General features: G+C 38.3%; 24 protein-coding genes, 1 other RNA gene and 1 pseudogene. 20 read left to right on the top strand and 6 right to left on the bottom strand.

The genetic code is table 11. From position 1 onward, the window contains the following. On the bottom strand, positions 1-388 hold a 388-nt coding region (locus DBX25_RS21350; RefSeq protein WP_240620275.1), incomplete at its 3' end, for a superoxide dismutase family protein. A gap of 151 nt (positions 389-539) precedes the next feature. Between DBX25_RS21350 and DBX25_RS11895 the strand changes: the two genes are divergently transcribed. Both DBX25_RS11895 and mscL read left to right on the top strand, forming a co-directional pair. Then, positions 540-1,004: a branched-chain amino acid aminotransferase gene (locus DBX25_RS11895; RefSeq protein ID WP_108671021.1), complete on the top strand. Its 465-nt coding sequence runs from the start codon at positions 540-542 to the stop codon at positions 1,002-1,004. 63 nt (positions 1,005-1,067) lie between these two features. Beyond that, a complete protein-coding gene (mscL, locus tag DBX25_RS11890; protein WP_108671020.1) occupies positions 1,068-1,448 on the top strand; it encodes a large conductance mechanosensitive channel protein MscL in 381 nt (126 codons plus the stop codon). A gap of 112 nt (positions 1,449-1,560) precedes the next feature. Here the strand turns inward: mscL and DBX25_RS11885 are convergent, their stop codons facing one another. After that, a complete protein-coding gene (locus DBX25_RS11885) occupies positions 1,561-2,238 on the bottom strand; it encodes an SOS response-associated peptidase (protein ID WP_108671019.1) in 678 nt (225 codons plus the stop codon). A 506-nt stretch (positions 2,239-2,744) separates the two neighbouring features. Here DBX25_RS11885 and DBX25_RS11880 point away from each other — a divergent pair. From DBX25_RS11880 to DBX25_RS11835, 10 genes are all read left to right on the top strand, one after another. Continuing rightward, positions 2,745-4,109 carry an NAD(P)-dependent oxidoreductase gene (locus DBX25_RS11880; protein ID WP_108671018.1) on the top strand — a complete coding sequence of 455 codons (1,365 nt, stop codon included), beginning with the start codon at positions 2,745-2,747 and terminating at the stop codon, positions 4,107-4,109. Between the two features lie 26 nt (positions 4,110-4,135). Beyond that, entirely contained in the window at positions 4,136-5,422 is a 1,287-nt protein-coding gene (gene preA / locus DBX25_RS11875) for an NAD-dependent dihydropyrimidine dehydrogenase subunit PreA (RefSeq protein ID WP_108671017.1), read from the top strand. A gap of 16 nt (positions 5,423-5,438) precedes the next feature. After that, entirely contained in the window at positions 5,439-6,857 is a 1,419-nt protein-coding gene (hydA, locus tag DBX25_RS11870) for a dihydropyrimidinase (RefSeq protein WP_108671016.1), read from the top strand. 141 nt (positions 6,858-6,998) lie between these two features. Then, the gene (locus DBX25_RS11865; protein ID WP_108671015.1) at positions 6,999-8,459 is read left to right on the top strand and encodes an NCS1 family transporter; all 1,461 of its coding nucleotides are present in this window, start codon (positions 6,999-7,001) and stop codon (positions 8,457-8,459) included. 19 nt (positions 8,460-8,478) lie between these two features. Further along, a complete protein-coding gene (locus DBX25_RS11860; RefSeq protein ID WP_108671014.1) occupies positions 8,479-8,703 on the top strand; it encodes a hypothetical protein in 225 nt (74 codons plus the stop codon). 28 nt (positions 8,704-8,731) lie between these two features. Next, entirely contained in the window at positions 8,732-8,965 is a 234-nt protein-coding gene (locus DBX25_RS11855; protein ID WP_108671013.1) for a hypothetical protein, read from the top strand. 133 nt (positions 8,966-9,098) lie between these two features. Then, on the top strand, positions 9,099-10,565 hold the full coding sequence (locus tag DBX25_RS11850) for a CoA-acylating methylmalonate-semialdehyde dehydrogenase (protein WP_108671012.1): 1,467 nt from the start codon (positions 9,099-9,101) through the stop codon (positions 10,563-10,565). A gap of 19 nt (positions 10,566-10,584) precedes the next feature. Then, positions 10,585-11,943 (top strand): aspartate aminotransferase family protein, encoded by a 1,359-nt coding sequence (locus tag DBX25_RS11845; RefSeq protein ID WP_108671011.1) that lies wholly within the window; start codon positions 10,585-10,587, stop codon positions 11,941-11,943. A 270-nt stretch (positions 11,944-12,213) separates the two neighbouring features. Next, positions 12,214-13,200 (top strand): ring-cleaving dioxygenase, encoded by a 987-nt coding sequence (locus tag DBX25_RS11840; protein ID WP_108671010.1) that lies wholly within the window; start codon positions 12,214-12,216, stop codon positions 13,198-13,200. 2 nt (positions 13,201-13,202) lie between these two features. Further along, complete coding sequence (locus DBX25_RS11835) at positions 13,203-13,814, top strand: alpha/beta hydrolase (RefSeq protein ID WP_108671009.1); 612 nt, start codon at positions 13,203-13,205, stop codon at positions 13,812-13,814. 94 nt (positions 13,815-13,908) lie between these two features. Here DBX25_RS11835 and DBX25_RS11830 read toward each other — a convergent pair whose 3' ends face one another. Continuing rightward, positions 13,909-14,454: a hypothetical protein gene (locus DBX25_RS11830; protein ID WP_157950955.1), complete on the bottom strand. Its 546-nt coding sequence runs from the start codon at positions 14,452-14,454 to the stop codon at positions 13,909-13,911. Positions 14,455-14,621: 167 nt separating this feature from the next. Here DBX25_RS11830 and DBX25_RS11825 point away from each other — a divergent pair, with 167 nt between their 5' ends. The 3 genes from DBX25_RS11825 to DBX25_RS11815 are packed head-to-tail and all read left to right on the top strand — an operon-like array spanning position 14,622 to position 16,245. Beyond that, positions 14,622-15,215, top strand: coding sequence for a DUF6944 family repetitive protein (locus tag DBX25_RS11825; RefSeq protein WP_108671007.1), 594 nt, complete (start codon positions 14,622-14,624; stop codon positions 15,213-15,215). 38 nt (positions 15,216-15,253) lie between these two features. Further along, complete coding sequence (locus tag DBX25_RS11820) at positions 15,254-15,700, top strand: DUF6376 family protein (RefSeq protein WP_108671006.1); 447 nt, start codon at positions 15,254-15,256, stop codon at positions 15,698-15,700. Positions 15,701-15,705: 5 nt separating this feature from the next. Further along, positions 15,706-16,245: a GNAT family N-acetyltransferase gene (locus DBX25_RS11815; RefSeq protein WP_205685222.1), complete on the top strand. Its 540-nt coding sequence runs from the start codon at positions 15,706-15,708 to the stop codon at positions 16,243-16,245. Between the two features lie 226 nt (positions 16,246-16,471). Here the strand turns inward: DBX25_RS11815 and DBX25_RS21345 are convergent. The 3 genes and pseudogenes from DBX25_RS21345 to DBX25_RS11805 all read right to left on the bottom strand — a co-directional run. Further along, positions 16,472-16,852, bottom strand: a pseudogene (locus tag DBX25_RS21345) (transposase); the annotation flags it as partial. Further along, on the bottom strand, positions 16,788-16,955 hold the full coding sequence (locus DBX25_RS21760; protein WP_157950954.1) for a hypothetical protein: 168 nt from the start codon (positions 16,953-16,955) through the stop codon (positions 16,788-16,790). The pseudogene DBX25_RS21345 and the gene DBX25_RS21760, both read right to left, overlap by 65 nt. 357 nt (positions 16,956-17,312) lie before the next feature. Continuing rightward, positions 17,313-17,510 carry a hypothetical protein gene (locus DBX25_RS11805; protein WP_108671003.1) on the bottom strand — a complete coding sequence of 66 codons (198 nt, stop codon included), beginning with the start codon at positions 17,508-17,510 and terminating at the stop codon, positions 17,313-17,315. A gap of 266 nt (positions 17,511-17,776) precedes the next feature. On the opposite strand from DBX25_RS11805, the gene DBX25_RS11800 reads away from it, so the two are divergent. The 5 genes from DBX25_RS11800 to DBX25_RS21340 form a co-directional block, all read left to right on the top strand. After that, on the top strand, positions 17,777-19,285 hold the full coding sequence (locus DBX25_RS11800) for a glycosyl hydrolase family 18 protein (protein ID WP_240620272.1): 1,509 nt from the start codon (positions 17,777-17,779) through the stop codon (positions 19,283-19,285). Positions 19,286-19,341: 56 nt separating this feature from the next. Continuing rightward, positions 19,342-19,537, top strand: a non-coding RNA gene (gene ssrS / locus DBX25_RS11795) — 6S RNA. A gap of 664 nt (positions 19,538-20,201) precedes the next feature. Beyond that, positions 20,202-21,392 (top strand): M14 family metallopeptidase, encoded by a 1,191-nt coding sequence (locus tag DBX25_RS11790; protein WP_108671002.1) that lies wholly within the window; start codon positions 20,202-20,204, stop codon positions 21,390-21,392. Positions 21,393-21,509: 117 nt separating this feature from the next. Next, positions 21,510-22,559 carry an FUSC family protein gene (locus tag DBX25_RS11785; RefSeq protein WP_108671001.1) on the top strand — a complete coding sequence of 350 codons (1,050 nt, stop codon included), beginning with the start codon at positions 21,510-21,512 and terminating at the stop codon, positions 22,557-22,559. A gap of 116 nt (positions 22,560-22,675) precedes the next feature. Next, the coding region (locus tag DBX25_RS21340; protein WP_240620270.1) for a flavin monoamine oxidase family protein at positions 22,676-23,146 on the top strand (471 nt) is incomplete at its 3' end.

The raw sequence follows: 23,146 nt of genomic DNA, 5'->3' as shown, positions 1-23,146 counted from the left end.
CTAAATTTGGTAAATCGCCTGAATGATTCCCTTTTGGATTTTCAAAGCCGTGTTCTTTTTTATACGGATTAAAGTGTGCTCCAGCCGTTTTAAAGTCTGGCTTGTCACACTTACCAGTTTCATGAATATGAATGGCCTTTACCCCGGGCTCTAACCCTTCAGCTGTTAATCGAATCGATACACCAATGGATGACTCAACGATAGTCGCTTTGCCGATATTATTCCCTTCACTATTCATTAAATCTATTTGAAGAGGGGGAACTTTAGCCTCACTTACAGGTATTGCCTCCTGATGATTATCCTTCTTAGAATAGTCATTGGTAGCACTACACGCGCTACTAGTGATAATAATAATAAGCAAAACTAACCAAAACATCGATTTTTTCAAAATGAAACCTCCTGCTATTAAAATTCCTTAGAAGGATTGCCTTTTGAAAGAATAGATATACTTAGATTAGCCCATACATTTAATTAGATGATTTATTTACAATGTCAGATATAATAGTAAGACACTTACTATATTTGGAGGTATTAGAAATATGACAATTGAAAATCTTTTTAAGGATGTTTACATGGAGCGTTGTGATAAAGAATCTGACAATATGCTTGCAGAAGAAGGTATCGACTTTTTACAACAACCTATCGAACATTTGAAAAAACATAAAAATGAATTTATTTACATTGAAGGAGAATCATTTGATCAACTAGGGATTGATTCGCTTTCATTTGAAATAGATGATGTGTTTGGTACATACGAAGTTTTGTTAGGATTGAAGCTCCAGAAGAAATTCCAGCCTAATATTAAGGAATTTTTGAGTAAAGAATTGGACGGTGAAGATCCAAAATATAGTTTAATGTTCAGCAATGAAGATGGATTATGGAATTTGAATTTTCCATTGAATCGAGTTGAAGGATTTAAAGATGAAATGAATTTTGAAGAAGCTTTTACGCTCATTCATCAATTTTTAGGGGAGCTAGTGGAAACAGTAAAGATAAAGAAATAATAGTTGTTTTTCCATGAATACATAATAAAAAAACATGAAACTCTTTTGAAGGGTGGAAGTAGTATGTGGGAAGAATTTAAGAAATTTGCCATAAAGGGAAATGTACTGGATTTAGCAGTGGCAGTTGTCATTGGTGCAGCTTTTGGGAAAATTGTATCTTCACTTGTCGACAATATCATCATGCCTCTCGTTGGGGTGCTCCTTGGTGGGCTTAGCTTTGAAAAATTATCATATCCTGTAGGTGATGCAGTCATAAAATATGGTGTATTCTTACAGAGTGTTGTCGACTTTTTCATTATTACCTTCTCCATCTTTTTATTCGTGAAGTTATTAGGAAGCTTTAAGAGGCAAAAGGAAGAACAAGTTATGGAAGAAAAAGCTAAAGTCTCTCCTGAAATTGAGCTCCTGACTGAAATTCGCGATTTACTGAAAAATCAAAAATAGCCTTGAAAAGAGGGTTGTCTCAAAAGTATGACTTTTAGGGACCCCTCTTTTTTGTACTATAATTTGTTCAATGGATTTCAGCTTCAGGCGCTTGTTTTCAGTGGCGTTCTCCTCAACATATCCGCTGAATCAGTTCTACCGAATTATTTTTAGGAGAGTTTACTAAATTGGATACTTCATAGGTTTCCATTAATTCATCATTATAAGCAGTTAAGAAACCATTCAACTCGTTCAAATCAGTGACCTTACTGTTTAGCCATTGTTTCTCATCTTCTTTTCTTACGATTACGGGCATTCGATCATGGATGTCTTGAATAAGTTCATTGGAAGCTGTTGTAATAACAGTGCAAGAAAAATAAGGTTTTCCTTTTTCCTGTTCCCATCTTTCCCATAAACCAGCCATTCCAAATACTTCATTATTCTTCAATTTAATCCTCATGGGTGTTTTAGTCCCATCTGCGTTTCTTTTCCATTCATAAAAACTATCAGCAAGGACTAAGCATCTCCTTTTTTGATAGGCCTGTTTAAAACTTGGCTTTTCTAATAGTGTTTTGGCACGAGCATTAATCATTTTAGATCCAAGTTTTAAATCTTTTGCCCAAGACGGCACTAGTCCCCAATTCAAGTAGCCTAAGCGATTTTTTGATCCATCATTTATGACAGCCAATACGGATTGTGAAGGAGCGATATTATAACTTAATTGAAACATCTCTTCTTGTAGGAATTGTTCGATTTCAAACCTTTCTAATATATCGTATATCGGAGCAGTCAATGTAAATCTTCCACACATTCTTATCACCTCAATTAGAAAATTTTCTACTAACACATGTTGGATTTTCTTCATGAATGTCGACAGGTTTCAAGGATTTGTCGAACGATTCTTTTGTTAAACATTATGACGATAAAGTGAGAATACTAATCAACTACATAGAATGTTTGTTTTACGAGTCTCGGAATAGAAAGTTGATAAAGAATTTATTATTAAAATATAGTTTATCATTTCTCCTCGGACGACCCTTTTTTACATATTATTTAAGATTTATAGGATAAATTTAAAGAACTTACATCTATTTACTATGGTAGATAGATTAATTCCTCTTCGTTTAGAAAAAATCTATCTCATCATTTTTTACTATTTTCTGTTAGCGATGTTGATATCCATCAGTTTTTGTATCCACGAGCTTCTACAAAAAAGAGTTAGAGACCCTCACATGATCTGAATCTTTCAAAAGCGAGTAGATATCAAAATATCAACCTTGTTGCGTAACAGAACCAATTGAAAAGGAGGATATACATTTGCCTAAAGAAAAAGGTTCTCAAATCTCATTACTTGATTTGCCGAAAAACTTTGAGGAAGTTCATCCGGGACTTTCTAAGCAAGAGGCAACAGAAGAAGCGAATCGATGTTTATATTGTTATGACGCTCCATGTATAAAAGCGTGTCCAACAGATATTGATATTCCTACTTTTATTAAGAAGATTGCATCTGGGAATCTATTAGGTTCCGCTACCACCATAATGACCTCCAATCCAATCGGGGCAAGCTGTGCTCGGGTTTGTCCAACTGAAGAGCTCTGTGAAGGGGCTTGCGTGTTAAATCATTCCACAAAACCAATTATGATTGGCAATCTACAGCGATATGCAACAGATTGGGCAATCCAAAACCAAAGAATATTATTCAAGGCTGGAGAAAGTAATGGCAAGACCGTTGCTGTAATCGGTGGCGGACCAAGCGGTTTATCTGCAGCCCGTGAATTAGCTCGACTCGGCTTTAAAACTACAATTTTTGAAGCGGAAGAACTGGCAGGCGGCTTAAATACGTATGGAATTGTTTCATTCCGATTGCCACAAGCCATTTCGTTTTGGGAAGTGGAGCAGGTAAAGTCTCTTAATGTCGAAATTCGTACAAACACTCGTGTCGGTAAAGATATTACTGCACAAGAAATCTTAGATTCTTATGACTTTGTTGTATTTGCTGTCGGTATGGCGCATGTTCCGGATTTAAACATACCTGGAGAAGATTTAGAAGGTGTATATGATGCTATCCAATTTGTAAAAGACACGAAGACGAAGGAAATCTCCAATAATCTTTTAGGAAAAAATGTCGTGGTTATTGGAGCTGGAAATACTGCGATTGACGGTGCAACGTGTTCAGTCCGATTAGGAGCTCAAAATGTCAAAATTCTTTATAGAAGGACTCAAGAAGAGATGTCAGCTTACGATTTTGAATATGAATTTGCCAAGCAGGACGGTGTGGAGTTCCGTTGGTTAACGGCACCTAAAAGGATTGTCGGTGAAAATGGAAAAGTCATAGGCATTGAGTGTATCAAAATGGAACTTGGAGAGCCTGATCAAGACGGGCGCCGGAGGCCTTTACCTGTAGAAGGATCAGAGTTTACATTACCAGTTGACGCGGTGATTAAAGCTATCGGTCAAACTAGGCACCAACATTTAATTGAACAATTCGGATTAGACCATCGTGGAGGAGTGGTACAGGTCAACCCACTAACCTATCAAACATCTCATCCTAAAGTATTTGCATGTGGTGATGTTGTATTTGGAAAAGGCAAAGGAGATGCAATGGTCGTAACAGCAGCTCAACAAGGAAAGCTCACGGCACATGCTATCTATAACTGTATTAGCCCCGTAACGATTCAATAGATTCATTGAAGAAAGGAGAGAAACGCATGGCAGATTTATCAATTAACTTAGCAGGAATAAAGTCTCCTAACCCATTTTGGCTTGCTTCTGCGCCACCCACCAATTCTGGGTACCAGGTTCAAAGAGCATTTGAAGCGGGGTGGGGAGGTGCGGTATGGAAAACGCTCGGAGATCCTATTTTAAATGTGTCTTCCCGTTTTGCCGCTGTTAGCTTCAACGGTCAAAAAGTAGCGGGTTTCAATAATATCGAGCTGATTACTGACCGACCACTCGAAGTAAACTTGAAAGAAATCTATGAAACGAAAAAGCGATTTCCTAATCATGCGATTATCGCTTCGTTAATGGTTGAGCCGAAGCGAGAGAAGTGGCATGAAATCGTCAAGAGAGTTGAAGATGTAGGAGTAGATGGATTTGAGCTTAACTTCGGTTGCCCACATGGAATGGCTGAACGTGGCATGGGATCTGCATCTGGTCAAGTTCCAGAATTAGTTGAGAAACAAACGTATTGGGCAAAAGAAGCAGCTAAATCACCTGTCATTGTGAAACTGACACCGAATATCACTGATATTACTGTAACGGCGGAGGCAGCAGTTCGTGGTGGAGCTGATGCCATAAGCATGATTAATACAATCAATAGTTTGATGGGGGTTGATTTGGATTCATGGAACACAATTCCACATGTGGCAGGTAAAGGTGCTCATGGTGGCTACTGTGGTCCGGCCGTAAAACCGATTGCTCTAAACATGGTAGCAGAATGTGCAAGAAATCCGAGAATCAATGTTCCTATTTCAGGTATCGGTGGTATTTCTAACTGGCAGGATACCGTTGAATTCCTATTAATGGGTGCAACTGGAGTACAGGTATGTACAGCAGCCATGCATCATGGATTCCGAATCGTGGAAGACATGATTGAAGGGTTAAGCAATTACTTGGATTCAAAAGGGCTTTCGTCTGTTGCGGATCTTACAGGAAAAGCAGTCCCAAAATTTTCAGATTGGGGCAATTTAGATTTGAATTACAAAGTGGTTGCCCGTATCAATACAGACACATGTATTAATTGTAATAAATGCCATATTGCCTGTGAGGATACGTCCCACCAATGTATTGATATGCTTAAAGACACAAATGGAAATGGTTATTTAAAGGTTCGTGAAGAGGATTGTGTTGGCTGTAATTTATGTTCAATCGTTTGTCCAGTAGATGGAGCAATTGAAATGGTAGAACTTCCTCACGAACTTCCGCCAATGACTTGGAATGAACGTCAAGTAGCCCTTCAATCTCAAGGCTGTTCGATTGATCTTGTGAATAAATAAGCAGGAGGTAGGAAAGTTGAAAAAGCTGATAACGAATGGAACTATCGTTACTGCAACGGATACGTTCAATGCAGATGTACTAATAGAAAATGGCAAAATTTCAGCAATCGGCCATCATTTGCCACAGCATGGTGTTGAGGTAATTGATGCAAAAGGATGTCTTGTATTTCCTGGGGGGATTGATCCACATACCCATCTCGATATGCCTTTTGGTGGGACGATCACAAAGGATGATTTCCAAACGGGAACCATGGCAGCTGCTTTTGGTGGCACGACCACAATTATCGATTTTTGTTTAACGAATAAAGGAGTGCCTTTAAGAAATTCCATCAACACTTGGCATGAAAAAGCAAAGGGGAAATCGGTCATCGATTATGGCTTTCACCTTATGATTGGGGAATGCAACGACGATGTCTTACAACAGTTACAGACAGTCGTGAATGAAGATGGAATAACATCGTTTAAAGTATTTATGGCCTATAAAAACGTGTTGCAGGCTGATGATGAAACTCTTTTCAAAACTCTCATTGCGGCCAAAGATTTAGGTGCTCTCGTGATGGTGCATGGTGAAAATGGTGATGTAATAGACTACCTGACTAAAAAAGCACTAAAAGAAGGTAATACAGATCCTATCTTTCATGCATTGACAAGACCTCCTGAGGTGGAAGGAGAAGCGACAGGTAGAGCAGCAACCTTGACTGGGCTTGCCGGATCACAGTTGTATGTTGTCCACGTTTCTTGTGCAGATGCAGTTGAAAAAATTGCTGAAGCAAGGAAAAAGGGCTTTGATGTATGGGGAGAAACATGTCCGCAATATTTAGTCCTTGATCAATCCTATTTAGAGAAGCCTGATTTCGAAGGAGCTAAATATGTCTGGTCTCCACCTTTACGAGAAAAATGGAATCAAGATGTATTATGGAATGCATTAAAAACAGGTCAGCTTCAAACGTTAGGATCCGATCAATGCTCGTTTGACTTCAAAGGCCAAAAAGAGCTAGGTCGAGGAGACTTTACGAAAATACCAAATGGCGGTCCTACCATTGAAGACCGCGTTTCCATTCTTTTTTCAGAGGGGGTGAAAAAAGGGAGAATAACACTTAATCAATTCGTAGATATCACTTCAACTAGAATTGCAAAGTTATTCGGGTTATTCCCTAAAAAAGGGACGATTGCCGTTGGGACTGACGCAGACATCGTTATTTTTGATCCGAATGTAGAACGTACTTTGTCAGCTGAAACACATCATATGGCAGTAGATTATAGTGCATTCGAAGGAATGAAAGTAACCGGTGAACCAGTATCTGTACTGGTTAGAGGTGAATTCGTAGTCAAAGACAAAAAGTTTGTTGGCACACCTGGTTCAGGGCAGTACTTAAAACGGGCAAAATACGGTATGTTGTGTTCTTCAGATCAAGATGAAAAACTAACAATCTAAGAAACTGTATCCCTCCCATATTTATTAAACAACTTCCATATGTTATGTGCTCATAGATCTGAACGGCTCCTACAATTGCTTGCCCTATGTAAGGAATTGATTGAACGATGAATTCCCATCCAAAATTAGGAGAGTGTTCATATGAGTAAAAAGCTAAGTCATTTAAAATCGCCAGACCTTTTGCCGATTTCCCAATCAGATCGGAAAATTACCCCTCTTGGATACTCATTCATGTGGGTTGGGATGGTAGTAGTTTTGGCTACCTTTGCAATTGGAGGGGCAGGGGTCATGAACCTTCCCCTTCCAATGGTCGTTTTGGGAACATTAATTGGTTCATTGGCAATTGGACTCTTTATTTCATTAACTGCTGATATTGGGATCGAACATGGTGTTTCATTTCCCGTCTACATGAGGGCACCTTTTGGGACCATTGGAACCCACATTCCTTCCATTGCACGTGGTGTAACTGCATCTATGTGGTTTGGGATAAATACTTATTTTGGTTCAACAGCAATGAATGGCATTTTAAATCTATTATATGGTTTTGATAATTGGTTTGTTTGCTTCGTAATTTTTGCGGCTCTTCAAATCGTCAATACAGCACTTGGCATAAAGGCAGTTGAAAGATTTGCTGATTTGGCAGCTCCGATCATTATTCTGATTTCATGTTGGATGTACGTTGCATTATCGGATTCTGCGGCAGCCCAAGGCCGTGATGTTTGGAGTTGGGTAGAAAGTCCGGTTACTGGCGGTGCAGCTTTCACTGCGTTTTTAGTCGTCATTTTTAGTAATATGGGATTCTGGGCAACATTATCAGCAGATATTTTTTCAATCTCGAGATTTATGCACGCTCCAAGAAACCAAAAGAATTGGTTTAAAAGAAACAAAAGCTCATTGATTGGAAACTTAGTTGCCCTTCCATTGACACAGGCGTTTATGGTCCTTATTGGAGGAGTATCATATATCGCTGTACTAAATTATGATCCAGTTGTTGCGTTGCAGGAAGCTGCTAGTGGCTTTGCGCTTGGTATTTTGTTATTGATGATTGTTTTGGCACAGTGGTCTACGAATATTGCAGCTAATATCGTTCCAGCCGCAACTGTATTTTCTAATGTAGGAGGTCCTAAGTTCCCGTTCTGGGCAGGTGTTATCACATCAGGTATTGTAGGGATCGTTGTTCAACCTTGGAACCTATTTGATATCATCATTCCAGTTTTATTATTCGTTGGTGGTATTTTATCTGCGATTGTCGGTATATTGATTGCTGACTATTATTTACTTCGTAAGCGCCGTGTAAATGTACCAGATTTATACGAAGATAATGGGCAATTCAGGTATGCAAGTGGTATAAATTATGCAGGATTCATCTCTTGGATCGTCGGTGGAGTGGCATCCTATTACGTCCCAAGCTATTCCTTCCTAGTCGGTTTTGTAGTAGGAGGAGGCTGTTATTATGTGCTGGCAAAATACTGGTGGTTCGCAAAGTATAAGCAGGCAGAAATTGAAGATCCTGATGATCAAAAGTATTTAGGAATATCAGTAGGTCGTGATTGGGTCATCAGTGATGATACAAAGGAAGCGCCTACAAAAATATCTGTATAAAGGATAGGAGGCACTTTAATTGTCTGACTACCAACAGTTTTTAAGTGAACGTGAAAGAATTGATTTCCTGATTGATAAAGGATATCAAATCAAAGGGGTATTAGAGAATTTAAGTGGGGCATTTATAGAATTTGAGAATGCTAGCTTAGAGCAAAATAAAACAGAGACCTTGCAAATTCAAACTGCAGATGCTAGGAAATATTTTTCTGTGATCCTCATAAAACAACAACAAAAAACACGTTAAACCATTCAAACCACGATGGAGGAACGATATGGAATTTTCTCTAAAAAGTAAGGATAATGTGTATCCATGTGAAGTGACCATCGATGAGGATAACGGAAGATATATGATTCGAAAAACGGACTCAACCGGTGCTGTGTTTAACTCACCTGAAGAGCTAGTTGTTTGGATCTTAGAGAATTGGGAATCCAGTGACTTTGAATCAGAACAGGATTTTGACATTATGTTGAAAGAAATTGAGGTTTATCTGCAAATCAATCATTAATGACGGAGAAAGGGTGACTAAAAAGGGTCTGAGCCAGAATGATAAATATCGGATTACGATATTTGGATGTTCTTGGCCAGAAACTTAAATGAGTCACCCTTTTTCAATTACATATTAAAGGAGGCATTTACCCGTGACTGTAACGAAAAATGAAACAATATTGCTTAAAAATTTTATCGGTGGACAATGGGTTGAATCTGTTGGAGATCAAACAATGGATGTTTTAAACCCAGCAACTAATGCAGTTGTTGCCAAGGTTCCCATTTCTACAAAAGAAGATGTGCATCATGCGGTTAAGGCAGCGAGAGAGGCTTTCAAATCGTGGAAGAAAGTGCCAGTGCCGAAACGGGCAAGAATCCTATATGCCTATCATCATTTGATTTCAGAACATCATGAGGAATTGGCGAAATTGATTGTTCAAGAAAACGGAAAATCATATACAGAAGCTTATGGTGAGGTACAACGTGGAATCGAATGTGTGGAATTCGCGGCAGGCGCTCCAACCCACATGATGGGTGAAACACTCTCTGGCATTGCCGAGGAAATAGATTCTGAAATGTTTCGATATCCACTTGGTGTAGTGGGTGGAATTACACCTTACAATTTTCCAATGATGGTGCCACTTTGGATGTTCCCGTTGGCAATAGCCTGTGGGAATACATTTGTATTGAAGCCGTCTGAAAGAACGCCAATTCTGGCAAATAAACTGGCGGAGCTGTTCACAAAGGCTGGGGCACCAGCAGGAGTGTTAAATGTGGTCCATGGAGCGCATGATGTAGTGAATGGTTTACTAGAACATGAAAACATAGCTGCTATTTCTTTTGTTGGATCTCAACCGGTTGCGAAATATGTGTACGAGAGAGCAGCAGCTACAGGAAAACGGGTGCAAGCACTATCTGGAGCCAAGAACCACCACGTTGTTATGCCAGATGCGGACATGAATAAAGCCGTCGAGCATATTGTAACTTCCGCATATGGAAGTGCAGGTCAACGCTGTATGGCATGTAGCGCGGTTATAGTGGTAGGTAATAATAATGATTTTGTAGAAGCACTTCGGAAAAGAGCGGATCAATTGATTATCGGAAATGGAATGGATAAGGAAGTACTACTTACTCCTGTCATTCGGAAAGACCACCGTGAAAAAGCTCTTGGTTATATCCAAAAAGGATTGGAAGAAGGAGCAACTTTAATTAGAGATGGTCGCAAAGAAATGGAAGAAATGACGGAGGGCAATTTCCTCGGACCGACCATTTTTGACCACGTTACTCCTGATATGACCATTGCCAAGGAAGAAATTTTTGCTCCGGTATTGAGCCTGCTGCGTGCCACAGATTTGGATGAAGGCTTAGAGTTCATCAGAAAATCACGTTTTGGTAATGGAGCTACGATCTATACAAAGGACGCTAAGGCAGTTCGTCAATTCCGTGAAGAAGCGGATGCGGGAATGCTAGGGGTCAATGTTGGAGTACCTGCAACAATGGCATTCTTCCCATTTTCAGGCTGGAAGGATTCCTTCTACGGTGACCTCCATGTGAACGGTAAAGACGGTATTAATTTCTATACACGTAAGAAAATGATTACTTCACGTTACGATTTTTAAAAAGGTTGGAGGAAAGAATATGAGCAAGCTAGATCAAAAACCAGACCTGTTAAAGAGCGATGAAAAGTATGTTTGGCACTCGATGAAACCGTACAGCCCAAGCAGTACTTTAGTTGCTACCAAGGCTGAAGGCTCGTGGATTACTACAAGTGATGGCAAACGCTATATTGATGCAATGGCTGGATTATGGTGTGTAAATGTTGGTTATGGACGGGAAGAGCTTGCCCAAGCTGCGTACGAACAGTTAAAAGAAATGGCATATTTTCCTCTAACTCAAAGCCACGTTCCTGCCGTTCAATTAGCGGAGAAGCTTAATGAGATGCTCGGTGGAGATTATGTCATCTTCTTCTCCAATAGTGGATCTGAAGCAAATGAAGCCGCATTTAAGATCGCTCGTCAATATCATCAGCAGCGGGGTGAACATAACCGTTATAAAATTGTCTCGAGGTACCGCGCATACCATGGGAATTCAATGGGAGCTTTGGCTGCAACAGGTCAGGCTCAACGCAAGTATAAATATGAACCGTTGGCACCTGGATTTATCCATGTAGCCCCACCAGACAGCTATCGAGATGGAGAGGCAACTATTACTAATCCACAGGAATTAAAATCTGTTCAAGAAATTGATCGAGTCATGACATGGGAACTTGGAGAAACTATTGCTGCCATGATTATGGAACCTATCATCACGGGCGGTGGGGTACTTGTCCCAAATGACCATTATATGAAGGGTGTCAAAGAGGTTTGTGAAAAACATGGGGCTCTCCTAATTGTGGATGAAGTAATTTGCGGATTCGGTAGAACGGGAGAGACTTTTGGATTTATGCATTACGGTGTTAAACCGGATATCATTACGATGGCAAAAGGGATTACTAGTGCCTATTTGCCACTTTCAGCAACTGCAGTAAAGCGTGAGATTTACGAAGCATTTAACGGAACGGAAGAATATGAATTTTTTCGTCATATCAATACGTTCGGTGGTAATCCTGCAGCATGTGCATTAGCATTAAAAAATATCGAAATCATGGAAAAAGAAAATCTGTTCGAGCGCTCTCGTGAATTAGGAGACAAAGTGGTTAATGACCTGAAAAATAGACTCCAAAATCATCCGTATGTGGGTGATGTTAGAGGAAAAGGCTTAATAGTGGGAGTTGAATTAGTCAGCGATAAAATCACGAAAGATCCACTAGATGGAGCAAAAGTTAACAATGTCATTGCCACATGCAAGCAAAATGGAGTCATTATCGGAAAGAACGGGATGACAGTCGCTGGATATAATAATGTTCTAACTCTGTCACCTCCTTTGAATATAGAAGAAAAGGATTTAAATTTTGTTATTGATACTCTTGTTGAAGCATTAGAAGCTATTAAACACTAATTATGAATAATAACCTGGATAATGGACATTTTTAAAAAGGTCCGTTGTTCAGGTTATTTTTAATTTATTAGTATAAATTGGCAGCTTAGAGGAAAATCAAAATCGTAGTTGATTAATGGAATCACCATCTCTAAGGCAGACACTCGACAAGTATTTAAATGTTCTTATGAAAAATATCTTGAATTAAAGATATTAGTTATGTTAAGATTATCTCGAAGTCGAGATAATTACTTGCGAATATATTTTTAAATAAATGAAAGGCGTGATATTATGACAACTTTAAAAGCATTAAAAGGACAGCATCACGTTTCCGCCATTACGGCCAACGCTATGAAAAATTATGAATTCTATACAAAAATATTAGGCCTTAGACTAGTGAAGAAAACGGTGAACCAAGATGACACGTCTGTTTATCATTTGTTCTTTGCGGATGAAAGAGGAAATCCTGGAACAGATTTAACATTCTTTGAAATCCCTCGTGCAGGCCACACGTATTATGGGTCGAATAGCGTTTCAACAACATCATTACGTGTACCAAAGGATGCTTCCTTAGAGTACTGGAAAAATCGATTCAATGAATTTGAAATAGAACACGATGAAATCTCAATTGTATCAGGACGAGCAACATTAGCCTTTAGAGATTTTGAAGGACAAAGACTTGCCCTTGTATCCGACGAAAACAATGTAGGAGTTGCAGGAGGTAAACCTTGGGATAAAAGCCCTGTTGCTTTAGAACATGCGATTGTTGGACTTGGGCCAGTTACTTTAACGGTTCAAAATATTTCTGCCTTATCATCAGTTTTGAAAGACATAATGGGGTACCGAGAAAAAGGGAAGTATGAAGCAGAAGGGCATGAAGTGGTAGTGTTTGAAACAGGTGAAGGAGGTACTGGAGCAGAAGTACATGTCGTTGCTAGACCAGATCTACCTGCAGAACGTCCTGGACGAGGTAGTGTCCACCACGTTGCTTTCCGTGTCGAAAATCAAGAGGAACTGATCAAATGGGCGAACTATTTAAAAGAACTGCGTATTCCAAACTCGGGATTCGTAGAGAGATATTACTTTAAATCATTATATTTCCGTGAACCAAACGGAATATTATTTGAACTAGCCACCGATGGACCGGGCTTTGAAGGAGATGAACCATTCGAGACATTAGGTGAAAATTTATCATTGCCACTATATTTCGAAGCTCAAAGAAAAGAAATTGAAGCTAAACTAAAACCACTAGATACTAGGGAAGGAGGGAAGAATTAAGTATGAAACATACATTTATCCAAGGTTCAGATTCCAAATTACCGACACTTCTCCTTTTGCACGGCACTGGTGGGAATGAAGAAGATTTAATTCCATTAGCCAATATGATTGCTCCTGGAGCTTCGATCTTAGGGGTAAAAGGAAACGTGCTAGAAAATGGTATGCCACGCTTTTTTCGAAGATTGGCAGAGGGTGTCTTTGATGAAGAAGATCTAGTGTTTCGTACAAAGGAATTACATGAAACCATTACGGAATTAGCGTCTCAATATAACTTTGATCGTGATCATATAGTAGCGATTGGTTATTCAAATGGAGCAAATATTGCTGCTAGTTTGTTTTATCATTATAGTAACGCTCTTGCAGGAGCGCTATTATTCCATGCGATGGTCCCATTAAGGGGTATAGAGTTACCTAACCTAACTGCTACCCCGATCTTCATTGGTGCAGGAAAACGAGATCCATTAACTCCTGCGGTGGAGACAAAAGAGCTTTCAAATGAACTACAAAAAGCTGGTGCCGAGGTTACAGAATTCTGGACTGAAGGTGGTCACGAACTACGAAGAGACGAAGTGGAACAAGGAAAGATTTGGTTTGATCGTAGCTTTAGGAAGTAACAAGAAAGAGGGTGGGATCACTTTTGATGATGATCTCACCCTTTTTGAATTTTAAATTTCTGATTATTTTATACCTTTTGCACAAATGAGCCTATTAAATTCCCATTTTAGCTCCATATCCTCTCGGTTGCTGTTGATTAATCTGTTCTATCACTTGAAACTCTGTAAATACATCTTCCAATAGTATCGATGGAAGGTCTAAAACTGGTAAATCCTGTGATAATAGTGCTTCTATCAGTGAATTGATAAATTGAATCTTTTGAGTTGGATCCATATTTTGAAGAGCGTTACAAGTAAAAGATTCATTTTCGATGATAAATTGATGGATGCATTCGATAAATTCTTGATCAAGAATTTCTAGGTATTGTAAAAGTAAGATGGCTGCTCGTTTCGGCTGTTTGATTTTGAACGTAAAGGAAGATTCTGAAAGTCCAAGAGTCTGGACGTTTACAACTTCAGAAACAGAGTCATATTTGACTTGGATTTTAAATAAAAGTTCATCGGGGTTCCAAGGATTATACATAATACCATTCGTTGTGTATTGTAAGCCTTCATATTCACCTTGGTGTATGAGAGTAAATTCCTTTCCCTGAAGTAGGTTTTTTAATTGAATAATACATTCATTTTTAAGTTTGTCCATGTACAAACATCCGCTCCTCTATCAATAAAAAACATCTCTTATACTTATTCATCCTAAATGATGAAATAGACTTTTTCAAAGAAAACACCTATTTTTATAATATTAATATGTATATTTTCCATTCAATGAATAAAATAACACATATCCTACTGTAAAAGAGTGGAATCATGGTGAATGAAAAGGAAGAGGACTTAATACTTGCAGGGGCAATCATCGTTTTCACAGGTACCATTCTTGCGGCTCTTGGTCAAACACAAGAAACGATCTTCAACAATCGGGATGGGGTGTTTCTTGTTGCCAAAGGGAATGGGGTAGAGGCTTTCGGTAACGTCCTTCAAGCGATAGGAAGATCAAAGAGTGAAAAACCAGAAAATTTGAGCATTCTAGGCAGCTGGATTCAAGCTGTCGGAAATTCTACAAATTCACTTGCATCAGAAATACAATTTTTAGATTCGGGGTTAGAAGGTATTCGCTTAAATGCACTAGGAAGTGGAGTTCAATCACTTGGTGCAGAATTAGAAGCTGTGGCTGCTTCTAAAGTAGGAAACAACCTTGAAGTGACTGGTTATGAATTAATTTCTTTAGGAGCAATTTTCGATGCAATTGGAAACTTATATTTATTAAGAAAAATGGGTAATAAAGGAGATTTGTTATCCTTCATTGGTAGTTGGACACAAGTAGCTGGTGCAGCGATTGGTGTATATGTTGCTATACAGGTAGAAGAGGTTGAAGATGAAAAAAAGGATTTTTGGCACAGATAAAGAATGTATGTATAGTGAATGAAATGGAGGTTGGAAATTTGAGACGCACAATAACAATCATAGCATTATTTTCCTGTATGATTCTATCTGGATGTGGTCTGTTAGAAGGGGTTAATAACACACTCAATTATGTCAATGATGCCACGGCATATGTTCAAACGTTAAATGATGCAGCTGCCGAATTACCAGGATTGGCAGAACAGGCTGTTAAAGATACAGCCGCACTAAAGGAATTAGAAACGAAGCTTGAACAGTTGAAGACCGACATTCAAACTTTTAATGAAATCGACCCACCAGCAATTGCTAATGGTTTACACGATAAAATTGTGACTCAAAATGAAAAGTTAGAAAGTTCGATTGATAGTTTTCACCAACAAGTAAAAAAAGGAAATGGTACTATACAAGAGTTTCAAAATTCGGAAATCATGACTACGATTAATGAAATTACAAAATTGCGAGATCAAATACAACAGATTGGCAAGTAAAAATGATGATAATTAGAAATGGACAATTAAAGGTCCGACACTTAGAACCAAAGGATAATGTTTTAATAGAAAAATGGCTTACCAACCCTAACGTCCTACATTATTATGAAGGAAGAGATCGTCCACAAACTATAGAGTTGGTAAATGAGAAATTTTATAATAGGAAGAATGACGAAGTAGGCTGTATAGTAGAATTCGAAGATAAAGCTATTGGTTATATTCAATTTTATCCAATAAGCGAAGGAGCAAGAAAACTTTACGGCTACGAAAATAGTGAAATTATATACGGAACCGATCAATTTATTGGGGAAGAGGATTATTGGAATAAAGGAATTGGGAAGCTTTTAGTCCAATCAATGGTTCAGTTTTTGATAAAAGATCGTAATGCGAATCGGATAGTTATGGACCCACAAGCCTGGAATGAAAGAGCCATCCGATGCTATGAGAAATGTGGTTTTAAGAAGGTCAAATTGATGCCAAAGCACGAATTTCACGAAGGTGAATATCGAGATTGTTGGTTGATTGAATATAAAGCACCTATTTAGGGTGCTTTCAGATTGTCGACAAAAGACATCGAGAGGCCTCTCTCTCGATGTCTTTTGTCATTTTTGGATAGGATTCCGGGTAAAATACGTTGATTTCCGCTCCAGGCACTTGCTTTCCGGGGGGCAGGCGGTGAGCTTCCTCGTCGCTAACGCTCCTGCGGGATCTCACCTGTCCTGCTAATCCCCCAGGAGTCAAGCGCCCTCCACTCCAATCAATTAGTTTGGCTCACACTCTAGCAGGTTGCCAAGTCCAAGTTGCCATTTTCTTTACATTCATGGCAGCAAACGTAAGCATCGCCTGCATTAACAATTTTTTGAGACCTCGTAAGGTTGTCCATCGCATACCATGCTTTTCTTTCGCATCTGCAAAAACACATTCAACCGTCACCTTACGTTTCGTGTATATCTGTTTGATTACATCGTTGTGACGTAGATGTTCTGTCTCTTCTAAGTAAGCTTCCCAAATATGACATTGTATAAGTTTTTGATGGGTTTTTCATTGCGATAGAAAAGGAAATTTTACACAAATCGATGAATTTGATTTATATTGCCGATATTCTTCCTTCGTTGTCATCGTGTATTTTAAGACCTGTCCTTGTTGGCACAATCGCTGCCTCAATTTTTAGTACTAAATGGTCATCAGGCACAAGTTGATCAATCGCCCACACTTCTAATTGTTCACGTTCATTTAATTGGTTTCTCGCCATCATTTTGTACGTCACTTCTTGTATTTTAACCGCTTAGTTGATTGGAGTGGAGGGCGACGACTCCTGCGGGAGGAGTGTGAAGCTTGAGACCCCGCAAGGAGCATAGCGACTGAGGAGGCTCAAGTCACACCCCGCGGAAAGCGTTCGCCCGGAACGGAAATCAACGGATTATCTAGTATATAAATTATTTTAATTGAAAAAACTGTAGACAAACTCTTAATTCTTAGAGTTTGTCTACAGTCTGAAAGCACCTATTTAGGGTGCTTTTTTAGTGATAGAGGAAGTGAATAAGTTAGAATTCAGTTGAGGATAGACTCCTTTGTCAATAGGATAAAGAACTTGCACAGCAATTTCCTGTCATTAATTATAATGATCAAAAATATTCTCTGCCACTCGCCCGAAGCCCCTTAGTAACCAGAAAATAATTCGAAAAGGTAAGAATACCAAGTCAGGAATCCAGTAAAGAACATCAAAAATAAAATCAAAAAATGTATAATTATTACGCTCTTTATTATACTTCCTCATTTTCTGTTTCTTTCTATTCCACCATTCACTCATTTTGATTTCACTTCCATTTACATAAATTTATCTTTATACATACCTTTTTCATGGTCTTTAGTTTAATACGATGTTTCCTCCACAAAGTTTCATTCCTAAGGTCAATTACAAATTAATTTAAATACAGAATTAGTTAATATCCTTTGATCCTTTGGGAATTATTCTTCTAAACTCCTTCCACAAACCACCACTATAAATCTAGTAATAGCAGGTGTAAAATAAACAAGTGTAAATATTACTAAATTTAGGGGTGGGAGTTCAAAAAAGTGAAAAAATTATTAACTATCATAGTCTCGTGCTTTCTCTTATTTAGCATGGTTCCATTAAAAGGAGAGGCAGCTAATCAAACACTTTCAATTGGTCTTGTCAAAAACAACAATGCCAATTTATATAGAATACCGAATTCAAAGTCTACTGTAGTTGAGGTGTTAAATCAGGGTGAGGAGTATCCAATTCTCGCAACTTCATCTAGTAACACTACTAAAACGCTCTATCATAAAGTTGTAAAGAGACATACATTAGCGAAAATTGCAAAACAATATGGAACAACCGTAAGAGCATTACAAAAGGAAAATAAATTAACATCTACTAGAATATTTTCTGGGCAAATTTTGATAATTCCTCAGAAATATTTTATCCATACCGTTCAACCTCAAGAAACATTATGGAAGATTGCCACTAGATTTGGAGTTACTGTGAAGGACCTTAGCGAGATCAATTCTTTAAAATCTGAACGGATTACCATCGGGCAACAGATTAAGATACCGGATTATTTTTGCCAAATTCAAATTCTTGGAGGCAAAAAAGGTTGGATTAGGAAGTCAGAACTTAAAGTGGTTACCCAAAACCAAGTAATAATGGGGTGGACCAGTATTGCCACGGACCCAAATTATGTGATGCAAAATAATCCCGTAAATGTTGTTTCCCCTCGGTGGTATATTCTAAAAAATGGTGGCAAAATGGTAACATCCCATGAAGATTCGCATTTTATTGAAAAAGCTCATAAACAAGGAAAACAGGTTTGGCCATTAATAGGAAATTTATTTGATCATGAATTAACAGACACAGTTTTAAGTGATTCAAAAAAGAGACGAATTTTAGTTTCAACCTTGCGAGATTCCTTAGTACAAACAAAGAGTGATGGTATTAATATTGATTTTGAGAACATTAATCCTAAAAATAAACAAGATTTCGTTCAATTTATAAGAGAGCTGAAAAATGCTTTAGATCCATATGACATTACAGTCTCAGTCGATGTAACTCGCCAAAATGAAGATCCATTTTGGTCAGGAAGCTTAGACCGTAAAGAACTTGGGAAAATAGCAGATTATATTGTAATCATGGGCTATGACGAACATTGGGGAACAAGTCCAAAAGCCGGCTCCGTTTCTTCATTACCTTGGATTCAAGAAGGCCTTCAATTATTAATGCAAGAGGTACCGTCTCATAAAATTCTATTAGGAGTACCTTTTTATACAAGGGAATGGGTAACAGACCTATCTACGAAAAAGGTTAAAAGCCATGATCGAACGATGCACCAAGTCAATCAAATGATTTCATCTAAAGGCCTAAAGAAAGTTTGGGATTCAAAAGCTTCTCAATATTATGTAGAGTATTCAACAGAAACTGAAAAACACCAAGTGTGGATAGAAGACAAAACGTCCATGGGTAAGCGTATAGACCTAGTAAAAGGGTATAAATTAGGTGGAACTGCAGCATGGTATCTCGGCTCAGAAACTCCTGATATTTGGGATGTATTCAAATTTCAAGGATGAGTATAAAGGCAACGACTTCCATTTGACCGGACGTGCAGATTAAGGTATTATACTAATACAAGCTGCGTTGTACGTATTGATAATAAAGTTTTAACCTTTAAGCTGTAATAGGGAGTTTTATATAAGAACTTGAATGACAAGCATCCGTCTATACGACAAGGATGACAAGCAGGACAGTTTTTGCGAACACCCACTTTGAGGAGTGGTGGTTTAAAACTTTCTTACGCATAATACGGCAAGTGCGGCTTTTTTAAATCGACGACATAAACCAGTTTCCATTTGGAAGCTGGTTTTCTTTTTTTATTGGGATGCTCTAAATTCACATACAAAGTTTGGTGGAAGAAATTATAGACACAAAAGAGATTTTACCATGTAAAAACACTTGGATACCCTTCACATCCCCCTGTTTACCTTTCACTTTTGATGAAGATACCTTTCACTTTTGAAAAAATACCCTTCACTTTTTTAAAAAATTGAGATTTTCTCCTTCACTCAAACACGGATACCCTTCACTTTTTGTCTTAACCATTCAAATAGATGGGATACCCTTCACTTTTTGTCTTAACCATTCAAATAGATGGGATACCCTTCACTTTTTGTCTTAACCATTCAAATAGATTGGATACCCTTCACTTTTTGTCTTAACCATTCAAATAGATGGGATACCCTTCATTTTTTGTCTTAACCATTCAAATAGATTGAATACCCTTCACTTTTTGTCCTAACCCTTCAAATCCATTGGAATAGCCTTTACTTTATAGAATCTGAGATAAAGTGCGTGCGGCCAAACAAGCTCCTTTTTAAAAAACTTTTGAAACCCCCAAAGAAGTTCTCCTTTTAATATGAAACCAACCATAATTCCTATTCAGCAGCATACATATGGATTAGGGCAACTTTGAGTTACAGGAGGAGTGGTATGGACGTTTATGTAAGGAGAGGGGATTCGTTTTGGTATTATAGTCAGTTATTCAAGATGAACTATCAGCTTATTGTTGATTCAAATAGTGATACAGATCCGAATCAGTTAATGATAGGGCAGCGAGTTCGAATACCAGGTTATGTTGGAGTTGCGTATCAAATTCAACCGGGTGATTCTTTATGGGGAATTGCTCAAAGTCTTAAGCTATCCTTAGACGCCCTATTACTTGCAAATCGGAATATCAATCCGAATGCCCTACAGGTCGGGCAAACGATTCGAGTACCTTTAAGGATTACTTGGCCAATTGTTAAAGGTAAACAAGAATATACGTATGACATGATGATGAATGACATAAGCAGATTACAGAGGGTATATCCTTTTTTACAGGTTCCTCCGATAGGAAAATCTGTTCTAGGAAGGGAAATACCAGAAGTCCTAATTGGAAAAGGGGACAAAAGGGTTCATTATAACGGTTCGTTCCATGCAAATGAATGGATTACTACACCTGTTATCATGACATTTTTGAATGACTATTTACTTTCCTTGACGAATCAAACCTCAATTCGTGGAATCTCAATGTTTCCTTTTTATCAGCAAACCTCTTTATCCATTGTTCCGATGGTGAATCCGGATGGGGTAGAGTTAGTTTTAAATGGACCTCCACAAACAGAGCCGTGGAGAAGTAAAGTGATTGAGTGGAATAAGGGTAGTAGAGATTTTTCTGGATGGAAAGCAAATATTAGAGGTGTAGACTTGAATGATCAATTTCCTGCTAGATGGGAGCTTGAAGTCGCTAGAAATCCTACCGAACCGGGTCCTAGGGATTATCCTGGTCCAAAGCCATTAAATGAGCCCGAAGCAATCGCGATGGCAGACTTAACAAAAAAACGAGACTTTGCGAGAGTATTGGCATTCCATACACAGGGAGAAGTCATTTATTGGGGCTTTGAAAACCTTGAGCCACCTGAATCAGAAGTCATAGTAAATGAATTTGCTCGAGTCAGTGGATACGAACCAGTAAAGACAATAGAGAGTTACGCTGGATATAAGGACTGGTTTATCCAGGATTGGAGAAGACCTGGATTTACTGTGGAACTTGGATCAGGAGTCAATCCACTTCCTCTTTCACAATTTGATGAAATCTATCAAGAAACGTTAGGGATTTTCTTAGCAGGGTTATATATGTAAAGCGCAGAAAAACTAGCTATTTGAGGGGTAGCTAGTTTTTTTGCGCCATGATAAAATTCCTTTTTTATAGTATGATGAAAAGGAAACTATTCAGAGTATGAAAGTTGGGGATAGGTTTTGGTTACTCTTGGTCCACGTGTAATAAAAACAGGACTTGCTGTTGTTTTGGCATTATACATAAGCAAATGGCTTGGTCTAGAAAATCCAGTGTTTGCGGCTGTGGCTGCTACGCTTACCATCCAGCCATCGATATATCGTTCATGGAAACAAGTCATCGAGCAAGTGCAGGCGAATGCACTTGGTGCCACCATAGCTGTTGCTTCCATTTATTTATTTGGGAATAACCCGATTATCATTGGGCTTGTGATGATTATCGTAATTGTAGTTTGCTTAAAGTTGAAAATGGAGGGAGCGATTTCCCTTACCCTTATTACGGTTTTAGTGATGATGGGGTCACATGCTTATGAAGGAATCATGGCTGCCGCTAATAAATTCGTGATTGTGTTAGTCGGGATGGGTTCGGCATTCCTTGTGAATTTGAGCATATCCCCACCAAATTATCAGAAGAATTATTTGGATAAGCTCGATACGACGTTTAGGAACATGTCGCTATTATTGCGAACAGCGATTTCAAATGAACTTACCGAAAAATCGTTCCAGGAACAATGGGAAGACCTAAAAAAGGATATTAAAAAACTAGAGGATTTATATAATATACTCGATGAAGAACGAAGAAAGTTTTCAAAATTAAAGCCTGTAGATGTTAGGGAGATAGTTGTATTTAAACAAATGCTAAGCACTCTACAGCATGGTTTAAGATTATTAGATATGATTGATAGCCATTTCTTTCGAAGTAAACCAGATAAAGAAGTAGTGGAGTTCTTTGACCAACATTTAGAACAATTGATAAGGGACCATGAAATAATTTTTCTTAAATTTGATGGGAAAATTAAAGAGCATGAACCTCATAATGAAGAACTCTATACACTTGCAAGCAAACAGTTTCTGGAAGAGATTATTGAGGCCAATTTAAATGAGCATAAGCAAAAATTAGGACTCGTCGTAATAGCCTCTGCCTTTTACGAATATTCCTTCCAATTGGAACGATTGAATCAACTAATTGATCAGTATACGAAGCGTAAGAATAAATTAGATATGGAACAATGAGCTACCTTTCTTAGGTAGCTTTTTATTATTAGGTAATATTCACCATAACCAAGAATACATAGGTAACTCTTAAATGGAATATATTTCTATAAATCCTTTTATTAAGGGGAATAGAGATGCCCGATAACAAGAAAGATCATTTAACAATGGAACAAATGGTTGAGGTGATTCAAAAGGGACTCCCAAAAACAAGTTCTCCTAAAGAAATCATTATTGTTGGAGCTGGAATGTCAGGCTTAGTTGCAGCCTCGTTATTAAAGGAATCTGGTCATAAGCTAACGATTCTTGAAGCAAATGATCGTGTGGGGGGGCGTGTTTTTACATCTCGGTCGCCCTTTAGCAAAGGCCAATATTTTAATGCGGGGCCAATGCGAATACCGAATTTACATTACTTGACGATTGAATATATAAAAAAGTTTTCTTTAGCTACAAATGAATTTATTAATAGTACTCCATTGGATATTATCCTTGCTAATGGCATTAAAACACGACAATATCAGTATGAAAAAGATCCTGATTTATTGAATTTCCCTGTTAAACCGGATGAAAAAGGGAAAACGGCAGAGCATCTATTACTATCTGTTGTA

It is taken from the genome of Peribacillus acanthi (assembly GCF_003073175.1).
GTDB classification, from domain to species: domain Bacteria; phylum Bacillota; class Bacilli; order Bacillales; family DSM-1321; genus Bacillus_BN; species Bacillus_BN acanthi.
The sequence above is the reverse complement of the archived record's forward strand: the minus strand, read 5'-3'. Positions and strand labels throughout refer to the sequence as shown.

Coding starts and splice junctions, on each gene's coding strand:
- DBX25_RS21760 (WP_157950954.1), bottom strand. CDS start 16,955: ATGATGGCGAGAAACCAATTAAATGAACGTGAACAATTAGAAGTGTGG.
- DBX25_RS11815 (WP_205685222.1), top strand. CDS start 15,706: ATGATAATTAGAAATGGACAATTAAAGGTCCGACACTTAGAACCAAAG.
- DBX25_RS11805 (WP_108671003.1), bottom strand. CDS start 17,510: ATGAGTGAATGGTGGAATAGAAAGAAACAGAAAATGAGGAAGTATAAT.
- DBX25_RS11865 (WP_108671015.1), top strand. CDS start 6,999: ATGAGTAAAAAGCTAAGTCATTTAAAATCGCCAGACCTTTTGCCGATT.
- DBX25_RS11845 (WP_108671011.1), top strand. CDS start 10,585: ATGAGCAAGCTAGATCAAAAACCAGACCTGTTAAAGAGCGATGAAAAG.
- DBX25_RS11825 (WP_108671007.1), top strand. CDS start 14,622: ATGGTGAATGAAAAGGAAGAGGACTTAATACTTGCAGGGGCAATCATC.
- DBX25_RS11835 (WP_108671009.1), top strand. CDS start 13,203: ATGAAACATACATTTATCCAAGGTTCAGATTCCAAATTACCGACACTT.
- DBX25_RS11840 (WP_108671010.1), top strand. CDS start 12,214: ATGACAACTTTAAAAGCATTAAAAGGACAGCATCACGTTTCCGCCATT.
- mscL (WP_108671020.1), top strand. CDS start 1,068: ATGTGGGAAGAATTTAAGAAATTTGCCATAAAGGGAAATGTACTGGAT.
- DBX25_RS11855 (WP_108671013.1), top strand. CDS start 8,732: ATGGAATTTTCTCTAAAAAGTAAGGATAATGTGTATCCATGTGAAGTG.
- DBX25_RS11885 (WP_108671019.1), bottom strand. CDS start 2,238: ATGTGTGGAAGATTTACATTGACTGCTCCGATATACGATATATTAGAA.
- DBX25_RS11790 (WP_108671002.1), top strand. CDS start 20,202: ATGGACGTTTATGTAAGGAGAGGGGATTCGTTTTGGTATTATAGTCAG.
- DBX25_RS11830 (WP_157950955.1), bottom strand. CDS start 14,454: ATGGACAAACTTAAAAATGAATGTATTATTCAATTAAAAAACCTACTT.
- DBX25_RS11895 (WP_108671021.1), top strand. CDS start 540: ATGACAATTGAAAATCTTTTTAAGGATGTTTACATGGAGCGTTGTGAT.
- preA (WP_108671017.1), top strand. CDS start 4,136: ATGGCAGATTTATCAATTAACTTAGCAGGAATAAAGTCTCCTAACCCA.